This is a genomic window from Gilliamella sp. BG3 (genome assembly GCF_046635605.1).
GTDB classification, from domain to species: Bacteria; Pseudomonadota; Gammaproteobacteria; order Enterobacterales; family Orbaceae; genus Gilliamella; species Gilliamella bombi.
Genome location: NZ_JBIDFE010000001.1, coordinates 23,888 through 36,880, shown reverse-complemented (window position 1 = coordinate 36,880; position 12,993 = coordinate 23,888). Strand labels below are relative to the sequence as shown.

The 12,993-nt window shown below is 34.4% G+C and carries 13 protein-coding genes, 1 pseudogene and 1 riboswitch; of the genes and pseudogenes, 8 read left to right on the top strand and 6 right to left on the bottom strand.

Annotated elements, in window-relative coordinates; genetic code table 11:
* Nucleotides 1-235: 235 nt before the first annotated feature.
* The 3 genes and pseudogenes from ACGH6S_RS00170 to ribB all read left to right on the top strand — a co-directional run.
* Nucleotides 236-1,105, top strand: a pseudogene (locus ACGH6S_RS00170) (ABC transporter permease subunit); the annotation flags it as partial.
* A gap of 243 nt (nucleotides 1,106-1,348) precedes the next feature.
* Nucleotides 1,349-2,107 carry an ABC transporter permease subunit gene (locus ACGH6S_RS00165; protein WP_141671346.1) on the top strand — a complete coding sequence of 253 codons (759 nt, stop codon included), beginning with the start codon at nucleotides 1,349-1,351 and terminating at the stop codon, nucleotides 2,105-2,107.
* A gap of 109 nt (nucleotides 2,108-2,216) precedes the next feature.
* Nucleotides 2,217-2,394: riboswitch (FMN riboswitch) on the top strand.
* A gap of 161 nt (nucleotides 2,395-2,555) precedes the next feature.
* Nucleotides 2,556-3,203, top strand: a complete 648-nt coding sequence (gene ribB, locus ACGH6S_RS00160; RefSeq protein ID WP_174798031.1) for a 3,4-dihydroxy-2-butanone-4-phosphate synthase — start codon at nucleotides 2,556-2,558, stop codon at nucleotides 3,201-3,203.
* A gap of 122 nt (nucleotides 3,204-3,325) precedes the next feature.
* Here the strand turns inward: ribB and ACGH6S_RS00155 are convergent, their stop codons facing one another.
* From ACGH6S_RS00155 to ACGH6S_RS00145, 3 genes are read right to left on the bottom strand one after another with little or no spacing between them, the layout of a single operon-like run.
* Entirely contained in the window at nucleotides 3,326-4,426 is a 1,101-nt protein-coding gene (locus ACGH6S_RS00155) for an amidohydrolase (RefSeq protein ID WP_296300709.1), read from the bottom strand.
* 14 nt (nucleotides 4,427-4,440) lie between these two features.
* Complete coding sequence (locus tag ACGH6S_RS00150; RefSeq protein WP_065589180.1) at nucleotides 4,441-4,908, bottom strand: YjiG family protein; 468 nt, start codon at nucleotides 4,906-4,908, stop codon at nucleotides 4,441-4,443.
* Nucleotides 4,901-5,557, bottom strand: a complete 657-nt coding sequence (locus ACGH6S_RS00145; protein WP_296318145.1) for a nucleoside recognition domain-containing protein — start codon at nucleotides 5,555-5,557, stop codon at nucleotides 4,901-4,903. Before ACGH6S_RS00145 ends, ACGH6S_RS00150 begins: the two co-directional genes overlap by 8 nt.
* 559 nt (nucleotides 5,558-6,116) lie before the next feature.
* Between ACGH6S_RS00145 and ACGH6S_RS00140 the strand changes: the two genes are divergently transcribed.
* Nucleotides 6,117-6,440 carry a DMT family transporter gene (locus tag ACGH6S_RS00140; RefSeq protein ID WP_202983885.1) on the top strand — a complete coding sequence of 108 codons (324 nt, stop codon included), beginning with the start codon at nucleotides 6,117-6,119 and terminating at the stop codon, nucleotides 6,438-6,440.
* A 24-nt stretch (nucleotides 6,441-6,464) separates the two neighbouring features.
* Nucleotides 6,465-6,779 carry a DMT family transporter gene (locus tag ACGH6S_RS00135; RefSeq protein ID WP_085164172.1) on the top strand — a complete coding sequence of 105 codons (315 nt, stop codon included), beginning with the start codon at nucleotides 6,465-6,467 and terminating at the stop codon, nucleotides 6,777-6,779.
* Between the two features lie 93 nt (nucleotides 6,780-6,872).
* Here ACGH6S_RS00135 and ACGH6S_RS00130 read toward each other — a convergent pair whose 3' ends face one another.
* Both ACGH6S_RS00130 and srmB read right to left on the bottom strand, forming a co-directional pair.
* Nucleotides 6,873-7,475 (bottom strand): peroxiredoxin C, encoded by a 603-nt coding sequence (locus ACGH6S_RS00130; RefSeq protein ID WP_065589177.1) that lies wholly within the window; start codon nucleotides 7,473-7,475, stop codon nucleotides 6,873-6,875.
* Nucleotides 7,476-7,606: 131 nt separating this feature from the next.
* A complete protein-coding gene (srmB, locus tag ACGH6S_RS00125) occupies nucleotides 7,607-8,905 on the bottom strand; it encodes an ATP-dependent RNA helicase SrmB (protein WP_411578130.1) in 1,299 nt (432 codons plus the stop codon).
* A 362-nt stretch (nucleotides 8,906-9,267) separates the two neighbouring features.
* On the opposite strand from srmB, the gene trmA reads away from it, so the two are divergent.
* From trmA to ACGH6S_RS00110, 3 genes are all read left to right on the top strand, one after another.
* Nucleotides 9,268-10,365: a tRNA (uridine(54)-C5)-methyltransferase TrmA gene (trmA, locus tag ACGH6S_RS00120; RefSeq protein WP_143422014.1), complete on the top strand. Its 1,098-nt coding sequence runs from the start codon at nucleotides 9,268-9,270 to the stop codon at nucleotides 10,363-10,365.
* A 360-nt stretch (nucleotides 10,366-10,725) separates the two neighbouring features.
* Complete coding sequence (locus ACGH6S_RS00115; protein WP_034914857.1) at nucleotides 10,726-11,412, top strand: heavy metal response regulator transcription factor; 687 nt, start codon at nucleotides 10,726-10,728, stop codon at nucleotides 11,410-11,412.
* Nucleotides 11,390-12,796, top strand: coding sequence for a heavy metal sensor histidine kinase (locus ACGH6S_RS00110; protein ID WP_065589174.1), 1,407 nt, complete (start codon nucleotides 11,390-11,392; stop codon nucleotides 12,794-12,796). Before ACGH6S_RS00115 ends, ACGH6S_RS00110 begins: the two co-directional genes overlap by 23 nt.
* Here ACGH6S_RS00110 and ACGH6S_RS00105 read toward each other — a convergent pair.
* Nucleotides 12,789-12,989 (bottom strand): YaeP family protein, encoded by a 201-nt coding sequence (locus tag ACGH6S_RS00105; protein ID WP_065560145.1) that lies wholly within the window; start codon nucleotides 12,987-12,989, stop codon nucleotides 12,789-12,791. The two genes, ACGH6S_RS00110 and ACGH6S_RS00105, sit on opposite strands and share 8 nt — an antisense overlap.
* Between the last annotated feature and the right edge of the window lie 4 nt (nucleotides 12,990-12,993).

The window sequence follows — 12,993 nt, the reverse complement described above, 5'->3', positions numbered from 1 at the left end:
AACAACAGGTGCATTTGACAATTTATTTTTAGATGCGCTATTTACCGCAATGACATTGAGCTTTTTATTGTCATGCTTTGGTTGTTTTTTAGCGCATTATAGGCCGTCTAAATTTGCTTATCGGCTTATTATTGCTGGCAGTATTTTATTTATTCCAGCAGGGCTAGTTGTAATTTTTTATACATATAAAAAATTGCGTCAACAACGAGATGATTCGGATTTAATGACTCTTTATGGACGGTTAACCGTAATTGCGATCCCTTATTTATGGATGCTATTACTGTTTTTGTTACCATTTTTAATTGTATTTAGGATCAGTTTTTCTGAAATTGCTTTAGCTGTACCACCTTATACTGATTTGTTAAGTTATGACGATGGTTTACTTAATATTACGTTAAATTTTGGCAATTATTTAAATCTAATTAGCGATACGATTTATATTGATTCGTATTTGCAATCACTTAAGATTGCTGCGATTTCAACCGTGCTTTGTATTTTAATTGGTTATCCATTGGCTTGGGCTATTTCTCAATGCAAACAGTCAACCCGTAATATTTTATTGTTGTTAATCATTTTACCTTCATGGACATCGTTTTTAATTCGTGTTTATGCGTGGATTGGCATTTTGAATCCTAATGGTTTATTAAATCATTTTTTAATGTGGTTAGGGGTTATTGATCAGCCTTTGATTATTATGAAAACCTACTTTGCTGTATATATTGGTATTGTTTATTCTTATTTACCATTTGTGGTATTGCCAATTTATACGTCGTTAAGTAAGGTCGATTCAACGTTAATCGAAGCAGCATTAGACTTAGGTTGTAAACCGATAAAGACATTTTTTAAGATCATTGTACCTTTAACCAAAAATGGGGTGATTGCTGGGGGGATGTTGGTGTTTATTCCTGCTGTAGGTGAGTATGTGATCCCTGAATTATTAGGCCCTTCAGAAGGGATTATGATTGGTACACAGCTTTGGACTGAGTTCTTTAATAATCATGACTGGCCAGCTGCCTCGGCTGTAGCTAGTGTGATGTTGATGATATTGATTGTGCCTATTTATTATTTCAATAAATTCCAAAATCGACAAATGGGAGGTAAATAGATGAACAATTTGCCCGTTATTATGCGATCGGCTTTGATTGTTTTTATCTCGTCATTGCTTGGTGCGATTTTATTGAGTATTTTAATTTCATCATCGGGATTATCGCTTTTGGGTGAATGGAGCTTTTACTATAGCTGTTTTGTTTTTAGTTTCATTATTACCGTTTTAGTTACCATTGCATTGCTATTCCGGTGTTTGAAAGGACTTATCTTTTTGGTGGTATTTTCGTTTTTATATATCCCAATGATTATTTTGATTGTTTATTCGTTTAATAGTTCGCGTTTGGTGACAGTTTGGGCGGATTTTTCGGTCAAATGGTATTTTGAGTTAATTAATAACGAAACATTACTTAAAGCTGTTGGGCTAAGTTTGTCTATTGCTGCAGGTGCTGCAACTTTTGCTGTTGTGCTTGGTACATTAGCGGCTTATGCTATCATTCGTTTTAGAGGATTCCGAGGCTCTAATTTATTTTCGTTTATGACTACAGCACCGCTGGTTATGCCAGATGTTATTACTGGTTTGGCTTTGCTGTTGTTATTTGTGGGAATGGGACAGGTACTTGGTTGGCCAAAAGACCGTGGCGCTATAACTATTTGGATGGCTCATGCTACATTTTGTACAGCTTATGTGACTGTGGTAATTAGTGCTAGGTTGCGTGAATTAGATAAGTCAATTGAAGAAGCTGCATTAGATCTTGGTGCAAATCCTTTAAAGGTATTTTTTATCATTACATTACCAATGATCGCACCAGCATTAGTGTCAGGTTGGCTTTTAGCATTTACATTGTCACTTGATGATGTGGTTATTGCTAACTTTGTGACTGGACCAGGTGCTATGACGTTACCTAAATTGATATTTTCAAAAGTACGTTTAGGGGTTGATCCTCAGGTTAATGCTTTAGCAACAATTATATTGCTAATTGTTGGTATTATTGGCTTTATTTCGTGGCTATGGATGCGTAAAGCCGAACGGCGTCGCATAAGTGAAACTCGTAGGCATTAATTAAACTCTGCTCTTTCTATTATTGCCGCTGTTTGCGGCAATATTTCATTTTAAAACTCCGTGTCTTTTTTATCATTTTGTATTATAGTGTGATTCGTCAATTTTTTGGCAAAATTCTCAGGGCGGGGTGTAAGTCCCCACCGGTGGTATAGCCCACGAGCGCTTAATTTATTTTGTTAACTGTGGTAGTTGTTTTATTGCTCAGTTAGATTTTGATAGATTAAGGACAAGCAGATTTGGTGAAATTCCAAAGCCGACAGTAAAAGTCTGGATAAAAGAGAGTTGCTTATCTTTCCAATATTTGCTGAAAGGCAAAGTCATGCTGGTCAAGCACTGCCCTGATTCTGGTATTTTATTTATACTTAATTAATTAGATAGCAAATAGCCATTTGATTTTAATTAGATAAATAATGAAATAAATGAGTTAATAAAAATATAGGTATTTACCATGAATCAGTTTAATTTAAATGAATTTGGAACGCCCATTGAACGTGTTAAAAAAGCAATTGCTTCTATTAAAGCCGGTCAAGGTGTACTAGTTTTAGATGATGAAGATCGCGAAAATGAAGGTGATATTATTTGGGCTGCCGAGTCTATTACCAGTGAACAAATGGCTCTAACTATTCGTTACGGCAGTGGTATTGTTTGTTTATGTTTGCCTAAAAAACGCTGTGATGAGTTAAATTTGCCTATGATGGTAGAAAATAATACTAGTAAAAATAATACAGCATTTACCATCTCAATTGAAGCGGCTAATGGAGTTACAACAGGTGTATCAGCCGCTGATCGCGTTACGACTATTAAGGCTGCTGTGAATGATAACGCCAAACCAAGTGATCTTAATCATCCAGGGCATGTGTTTCCTTTAGTTGCTAAAGAAGGTGGTGTATTAATTCGCCGAGGTCATACTGAAGCATCTATTGATTTAGTGACATTAGCGGGTTTAAAGCCTGCCGCAGTACTGTGTGAGTTAACCAACGACGATGGGACTATGGCAAGAGCGCCAGAGGTTGTTAAATTTGCTAATGAGTATCATATGCCAGTTGTGACGATCGAAGATATTGTTGAATATCGTAACTATTTGGCATTGAAGTGAAAATCCTAACTTAAAAATGTTAAGTGCTTATCAACAGTATTATACAAGTTAGGGAAAGATCTTTTGTTTGTGATTTAAATCATCTTCCGCCGAAGTAAGGTATCGGCGGAATAGGGTGGAAATTAGCCAAGTACTTTTAATGCACAAGCTTTGGTTATTTTGACTCCATTTTCTAATGCTAAAGTGTCAAACTTCATTTCAGGATGATGTAATCCTGGTGTTAGATCAGCTCCTAATCCCCAAAAACCAGCTTTGACATTACGTTCACAAGGATAATTGAAAAAGTCTTCTCCACCTGGGGTGAAAATAGGTTCTTTTAACCCCTCTTTGCCAAGTACATCGACAATGGCTTCGGCAATAATTTTTGTGACATCATTATCAATTTCCGCGGCTGGAATTTCTTTAGTGACATTGATATCCACTTTCGCACCGATAGATTCAACACTGAGTTTTATCGCATTTAACGTTTTGGCTTTTAGTTCATCCATGGCTGGGTTAGTTGGCGCTCTTAGATCCCAGCATACATATGCTTCGGATGGAATAGCATTGGTGACTCCAGCATCGCAAATGCAACGTGTGGCTTTAACACTATAGTTTAAGTTAGGTGCAAGGTGAATGGTGTTAACTGCTTGAATGGCCAGTGTTGCTGCATCAAGGGCATTAACGCCTAAATGAGGTCGAGCACCATGTGCTGGGATACCATGAATATTTACTTCAACTGTGGTGGATGCTGAATAGTACATTGCCGCTGCAGCAAAGCCTTTTGGACATTCATCTTTTGGACGTAAATGTAAACCGATAATCATATCAACATCATCAATAGCTCCTCCTTCAATCATAGCTAAAGCACCTGTTCCAAGTTCTTCGGCAGGTTGGAAGATGAGTTTCAATCGGCCTTTTTTGATGTTACCTTCTTTTATTAACTCTTGTGCCGAGCTTAATAATATTGATGAATGGCCATCATGACCGCAGGTATGTCTTGCGCAAGGTTCGCCGTTAATAATATGTCCTAGAGCATCCATATCTGCCCGTAAAGCGAGTACAGGGCCAGTTTTGCCGCTATCGTATTGCGCAACAATTCCTGTTGTGTTATTGATGTTGCGAGTTACTTTATAGCCTGCTTGTTCAAGTTGCTGTGCGATATATGCCGATGTTTTGTGTTCTTCAAATCCCAACTCTGGAATTTGGTGTAAATACTGATAATGTTCTAAAACATTAGACATGTTTATCTCCTTTATTAAACAAAAAATCGCATAATAATCATTGAAACTAATGCATTAAAAATACTGGTTAACATGAGTAATGGCCAGTATTTTTTTGGTACATCGGCAACGCCTAATAATCGTCCCATATATTGTAATTGTGAGCCCATTAAGAAAATAGCTGGGGCTAATATGGTTATTGCTGTTGGATTGATTGTTCCTGCGGTAAATAAGTTAACTGCAACGCCTGTACCTGCTGATGCTGATAACCATGCAGTTAGTAATACGGTAATTGCTTCGCCAGGTAGGCCAAAAATCTCCATTACTGGAGCACAATAAGTTCCTATTAATTGCATTATACCTAAACGTTTTAGTATTTCGGTGATTACAAATGCCATTAAAATATTGGGCATTAAATTATTAATAGCAATGTTGAATCCTTTGCGAGCACCGATTACAAAAATATCTAAAGGGTTATTAGTTTGTTTTTGTGAATTACTCATTGATAAAATCCTTTTTATAAATTGTATTTAATATTAAGCGAACCATTACTGAGCCTACAAATTTAAGCACTAACATGATGACAAGAGGAATAAAAATAGCTACAGTCATTGAGGCAAATAATGCCGAACCAATCGAGAAGTAGTTATTAATTAAACCCGCACCAGAATATTGCCAAGCACTAATAATGATTAGGTCTTTTTTAGTAATTTGCTTTTCGTCATATAACTCTTTAGTTAATACTGCACCAGCATCAGTGCTTTGTAGGTCGGTAATTAATGCAAGTCCAGTTTTACCTGGTACACCTAAAATTGGTTTTAATAATGGTGTTAATAATTTATGTGCAGCACGAATGGTGCCGTAATGGGTAAATATTTCTAACACGCCTAGCGCTAACATAACTGTAGGTATAAGTGATAAGGCAAAAATAAAACCAGCTCTTGCACTATTACCTCCTTCACCCACAAAAGTATTTTTTTCAGGATGTAGCATAGTGCCAAATTTGCCGCTTAAGCTGGTGAAATCAAACGCTCCTAGCCATTCTTTACCTTCTACATTAAAAAATAAGCCTGAAAAAAATAAAATGGCTACTATTAGTGATATATAGGCTTTTATACCAACTTTAAATTCATTATCTGTCTTTTTTGACATGCTGCCTTCCTTTTTCCGAATGTTTAAAAAATATTAAGTATTATTACAATTAACAATATTTAATAAGTATAAAATGTTTATTATACAATTTAGTTAAAAAATGCATCAAAAGTGGTTTTTAGCATTCTATAACGATTTTAGGTTAAATTGAAAAAGATATAACATTTTTTATTTTTTTCTAATAAATTACAAATCTTTATTATATCTTGCATAATTAAGTATTATATAGAGGTGAATTGGTTAGCTTGTATAAGCTCTCTAACATTGAATTGTGTAATTTTGTCCTTGCCATTTATATATCTTCATTATAGAATTACTTACTTATTTGAAAAATAATAATAAAAATTGTGATGATGTTTCGTGAACGTTAGGCGTTTTGGTTTAATGGATAGGACCATATAACAATTGATATCTTTTGGCGGCAAATTCTATTTGCGAACCATCTTTTGTCTTGTCGTTGCTTTTAGGCAATAGGGCATAATCAAGCATTATACTTAAACACATTGCAGCAGAAAATTGATTACGACATAAAATAAAGTAGCATAAACGAGGTAGCTATATGTTTAGCATGAATAAAGAGTGGGCATTTGTGGTGCTAACCTGCTTTTTTGAAATATGTTGGATTTTAGGATTTAGCATCGCAACCGAGCTTTGGCAATGGGTTATTATTGTATCGCTCATTATTATTGATTTTACTTTTTTAACCAATGCTTGCAAGACAATACCTACAGGTACGGTTTATGCCATATTTTCAGGTGTTGGTGCTGTCGGTGCAACGCTAATTGATATCTTACTTTTTAATAAAGAGATTAAGCTAATTCAACTTTTTTTTGTGGCGATAATTATTATTGGTGTTGTACAACTAAAACGTGCCGACAGTTAATATTTTAATAAGGATAATTTAATCATGGGATGGCTGTTAATATTAATTGCATCAGTTTTTGAAGTAATTGGTGCTATAGGCCTTAAATTATATGCTGAGCAAAAAGGTCTATTTAGATTGGTTTTATATTGGGGAGGTTTTTTTGTCTCTTTTGTGCTTTTCTATTTTTCGCTCCATTATCTTGAATTGAGTGTTGTGTATCCTGTTTGGGTTGGTCTTGGGACTTCGGGTGCGGTGTTAGCCAATATGCTGTTATTTAATGAGCCTAAGAATTTTCCTCGTATATTTGGTCTCACCATTATTATCGTTGGTGTTGTAGGATTACATGCCACTCTATAATTAATTGCGTTTATATATATAAAAAAACCGGAGATTAACTCCGGTAACGCAAAGCGTAAAATAAGATATGGATGAATAAAAAATTATACTGAATTAAATTTCGTCAGCATGCTGTTTTAAGAAACTTGCAACGCCATTTGGATTTGCTTGCATGCCTTTTTTACCTTTTGTCCATTGAGCAGGGCAAACTTCGCCATGTTCTTCATGGAATTGGAAAGCATCAACAATACGAATCATTTCGTCAATGTTACGTCCAATTGGTAAATCGTTAATTGTTTCATGGCGTACAATTCCTGATTTGTCAATAAAGAACGAAGCTCGCAGTGCAACTCCAGCTTCAGGATGTTCAATACCATAAGATTGCATAATTGAGTGTTTGATATCTGCAACAATTGGGAATTTAACTTCACCAATACCACCTTTATCTTGTGGAGTATTGCGCCATGCATTATGTACATATTCAGAGTCCATTGAAACACCAATTACTTCAACACCACGTTTTTTGAATTCTTCTAGACGGTGATCAAATGCAATGATTTCAGATGGGCAAACAAATGTGAAGTCCATTGGCCAAAAGAACACAACGGCATATTTACCTTTGATATGTTGTAATAAATTGAAATTATTAACAATTTCACCAGTACCTAAAACTGCTGCTGATGTAAAATCTGGTGCTTTGCGAGTGACTAGTGTCATAGTATTTCTCCTTTATAATTAACTGCAACTCATGTAGCGTAGCATTATAGCAATTAAAATCTATTGTCAAAGTTGTTATAAACGATTGGTATCATAAGTTTAAGCTATTAAGTTGTGATTATTATTCGGTATTAGTTATTGATTTTCGGTTTGCCTTTATTTTTTGTGTCTCGATAGCGTTGTTTTATCTTTTTCTTTTTTACTTGTTCTTGCTTTTTGTTCGCACTTTTTTGTTTTGCTTTTTGTGAATGTTTTTTCTTAGTTACTGGTTTTGGTGCTTTAGTTTTAGGGCGTAATCCATCAATCGTTCTTAATTTGATTGGTTCCTTAATATAGCGCTCAATTTTTTGCAGTAGTTCGTTATCATGCGCTTCGACTAGCATAATAGCTGTGCCTTTTTTCCCTGCTCGAGCGGTGCGTCCAATTCTGTGTAAATATACATCGGCAGTTTTGGGTGCATCAAAATTAATAACATGAGTAATATTGTCAATATCAATACCTCGTGCAGCAACATCGGTTGCTACAAGTACATTGACAGTATTATTGCTGATCCTTTTTATTGCTTCGTTGCGTTTTGCTTGTACCATTTCACCTTCTAAATAGCAGCTATGGATACCAGCTTGGTGTAGTAAGCTAACTAATTCATGCACACGTTCGCGTTTACGAACAAATACAATCGTTTTTTTTAATTGTTCTTGTTTTAATAAGTGAATAAGAAGTGCCACTTTATGAGTTAAATCATCGGCACGATAATAAAATTGCAGGATTTTTTTACGTTCTTTGCGTGAAGGCTCGGCATTGATTTCGATTGGATCAGTCAAAATGCGGCTAGCAAAGTTATGCAGTCCTTCACCTTCCAGTGTGGCAGAAAATAATAAAGTTTGTTTACGCCAACGGGTTTCGGCAGATATCATTTCGACATCTTGTGAAAAACCCATATCTAACATCCGATCAGCTTCGTCTAAAATAAGCATTTCAACTGCTCGGCAGTCGAAGTTTTCTTCTTTTATATACTGTAATAATCGGCCTGTTGTAGCAATAACAATATCTTGGTTTTTACTAAACACTTCAGCGTGATTCATATAAGCAACACCGCCAGTAATAGTTGCAATGCTTAAATTTGTTGATTCGGTTAATAATCTGGCTTGTTCAGCAATTTGCATGGCTAGTTCACGCGTTGGCGTTAAAATCAAAATTCGTGGTGGACCTGGTTTACGGCGTGGAAAATCGAGTAGATGTTGTACGGCCGGAATTAAAAAAGCTAGCGTTTTACCTGTGCCTGTTGGTGCAGAACCTAAAATATCTTTGCCATCTAAAGCAACAGGGATTGTTTGTGTTTGGATTACGGTTGGAGTATTTATATTTTGTGTTTGGAGATTGTGAATTAAAATATCATCTAATTCTAAACCAGAAAAAGTGTGTGTAGTCATAGTGTTCTTTTCATCTAAAATTATAAGGCACATTATAACGTTAATCGTTGTAACTACAATCAATAAAAATGTGATGGAGTATTATTTTATTTTTATGGAGCGATTAATTGTAAGGTAGTTATTGCAGTGTAAAATATAGTTTTATGTCTAAAATTAGATGTTTTATTTAAGCAAAACTTATCATTGTTAGCTGTTTGTGATAAGATACGCATCCGTTTGCGATAACATGCATAATGATTATTTATGCTACCGAGGTTAAATTGGTTTAAATAATTAATGTTTAATTATTTTGTGGCTTAACACGGATTGGCTCAAATTTCCATATTAAATAATACTTCTTTAATAACTATCAGATAATGAATATGACTGAATGTTTCTCGAATGATAATTATAATCAACAGTTGAAAAAAAAAGTAGATAATTTAAAAGCATTATTATCAGATTTTTCACTGCCCGAATTATCGGTATATTGTTCACCTATTAGTCATTATCGTATGCGTGCTGAGTTTAGGATCTGGCATGATGGTGAAGATCTTTATCATATTATGTATGATAAAAAAACAAAAAAACGAATACGGGTTGATGAATTTCCTATTGCAACAAAACTAATTAATCAAGCAATGCAAACCATTTTACCTTTGTTACAACATAATTTGTTACTTCGCCATATGCTGTTTCAAATTGATTATTTTTCGACTTTAAGTGGTCAGCTATTAATTACGCTTTTATATCATAAAAAGTTAAGTGATGGATGGATTATAGAAGCAAAAAAATTAAAAACTCAATTAGCTGAACATGGAGTAGTTGCTAATATTGTAGGGCGAGCAAGTAATCAAAAAATAGCCATTGATGTGGATTATGTTGATGAAGTGTTGCCAGTAATGGATAAAACGTTTATTTATCGACAAATTGAAAATAGTTTTACTCAACCAAATGTTGCCGTAAATATTAAAATGCTACAGTGGGCCATATCGGTTACCAAAAATTCAACTGGTGATTTACTCGAATTTTATTGTGGTAATGGTAACTTTTCAATTGCTCTAGCACAAAACTTTCGCAAAGTATTGGCTACTGAAATAGCTAAAGCGTCTGTTTATTCAGCTCAGCATAATATTTTAGTTAATCAAATTGATAATCTTGATATTGTACGGTTGTCAGCCGAAGAATTTACTAGTGCAATTAAAAAAGAACGAGAGTTTAATCGTTTAAAAGGAATCAATTTGGATGAATATCAATGTGATACGGTACTTGTTGATCCACCACGTGGGGGAGTGGATTTAAATACCATTAATATATTAAAAACCTATAAAAAAATTATTTATATTTCGTGTAATCCTAATACATTGCGTGACAATTTACAGTTATTGACTAAAACACATTCAATTCAACATTTTGCTATGTTTGATCAATTTCCTTATACAGATCATGTCGAGACGGGTATTGTGTTGTATAAAAAGTAAAAGGAAGTAATATTCAATGTAGAGTATTTTTGTTAAAATATACTCAATTCATACCTAACTAATTGTTGTTTCAGGTGTATGTAAACTTGCATCGATCTATAACAAAAAAAACCCTAGATAAACTAGGGCTGCATTAAATTGCAAGGAATGGATGAAAGGAAATAAAACAATGAAACAATAATGTCTAGCCTCATGAATCATTGTGTAGCTACTATAACAAAGATAAACCAACTAATTAATGACATTAAGATTACAAAATAGTCATTAAACCATCATGATTGGTTTGGTGTTTATCATTTATTCTATAGCTGTGTTATGCAATTACGACAACCAGACAAATAACAAAGGAAATATTCAAGTATGAAATTGTTAGTAGTTGAAGATGAGCAAAAAACAGGTGAGTATCTTCGTCAAGGTTTAGTTGAATCTGGGTTTGTTGTTGATTTAACAAATAATGGTCTTGATGGTTATCATAGAGCCATGACAGAAGATTATGATCTAATTATTTTAGATGTGATGTTGCCCGATATAGTTGGTTGGAAAATTGTTCAGTCACTGCGTGAAGCAGGCAAAGAGACACCTATCATGTTACTTACCGCTATGGGAAGTGTGGATGATAAAGTTAAAGGCCTAAACTTAGGTGCTGATGATTATCTAGTAAAACCTTTTTCGTTTGCTGAGTTATTAGCTCGTGTGAAATCTATGCTCCGACGTAATGTCCCTCAAGTCAATAATTCCCAATTGAGTATTGCAGATCTGGTCATGGATCTTCCTAAACGTATGGTAACACGTGGAGATAAACGCATTGATTTAACCAATAAAGAATTTTTGTTATTAGAATATTTTTTACGTTATCCGGGGGAAGTATTGCCACGATCATTAATTGCATCTCAAGTTTGGGATATGAATTTTGATAGTGATACTAATGTGATTGATGTTGCAATTCGGAGATTGCGTAATAAAATTGATGCTGATTTCGAGCCAAAATTGATTCATACAGTCCGTGGAATGGGGTATAAGTTAGATGTCTTGGATGAAACAGAATAAGTTAATATCATTTCGCTTGCCTCTTATTGTTTGTTTATTAACCTGCGGTTTACTTTATTGTTTTAGTTTTTTTATTGAACGTTCTTTTGAAAAAATTTCAATCCAACAAAATGTGTCTGAACTTAATTCGGTTATTGATTCTATAGAACGTGAATTAGTTTACTATTCCCCAGATGAGAATCGTGACGAATTTATTCAAAATTTATTATTAATTTTGACAGGACATCATCGCCTATTTGTTTATGTTATTGATGAGAAAGGTAAAATTGTTTATCGAACACGTGGTCCTAATCTAACCGTTGCTAAAAATCATATTGATTTTGATACCATTATTGCAAATCACAGTACCGCTATTTGGAATCAAGATAAAGCATCATATCGAATTGCCGCTTCACGAGTTTCGATTGAAAATGGTAGACAATATACCACTATAGTTGCTGTTGGTCGTGATTTACATCTCGAATTCATTCGGCGATTACACGATGGTTTAGGCCTGCTTATTGCTATTGCTTGTATTTTGGCCTTAATTGGTTCTTTTGTCAGTGTCTATTTTACCCAAAAACCAATTAATCGGTTGATTAAAAAGATCGAAAAAGTTAATTTTAAAAGTCTAAATTACCGTATTCCTGCTTCTTTAGTACCAATTAAATATGTTAGTTTAGTGAAAGCATTCAATGAGATGCTTAATCGGATAGAGGATGTGTTTCAGCGGCAACGTAATTTTACAGCAGATATCGCTCATGAGATGCGAACGCCTATTACCAATTTAACAACTCAAACGCAAATAGTACTGAGTAATGCCAGAACAACTAATGAATATCGCGAGATATTATATTCAAATTTAGAAGAATACGAAAAAATGTCACAGATGATTTCTGATATGTTATTTTTAGCACAAGCAGATAATCGTCAATTGGTGCCTAATTTAATCGATATTGATTTACATAGCTTGATTACAATGATGTGTGAATATTTTGAACCACTTACCGACGAGAAGAATATTGCCTTTAATCTTGAAGGAAATTGTTCCCATATTCAAGGTGATAAGATGATGTTAAGAAGGGCAATCAGTAATATTTTATCCAATGCAATTCGTTATACACCTGAAAATCAGACTATCACTATAATTTTAAGTCAAGTAAGTGAAAAGCGAGTTCGAATCATCATTTCGAATCCAGGCAAGAAAGTTGATAGTAAACATTTGCCACACCTTTTTGATCGGTTTTATAGAGTTGACGAATCACGTCATCGTAATGATAATTCAGGTACAGGAATAGGGCTTGCTATCGTCAAATCCATTATTGAAACACATAAAGGTTCAATTTACGCTGAGTCTGATGAGCAATCAACCCGTTTTATTATTAATTTACCAACCACTATTTAACATCAAAGTCGCTGATCAGTAAATTAGCCGCTGCATAAGCGGCTTTATCTTTTAGTTCTTGTGGGACATTTTCGTTACGAACAACTTCGTCTAACACTTGCATAACAGCGCCTAAGGCATCATCAATATAACCGAGATCATTACTGCCAATTTGTGCGTATTTTTCATAAATAAGATCGCTATATTTATTCATTAAA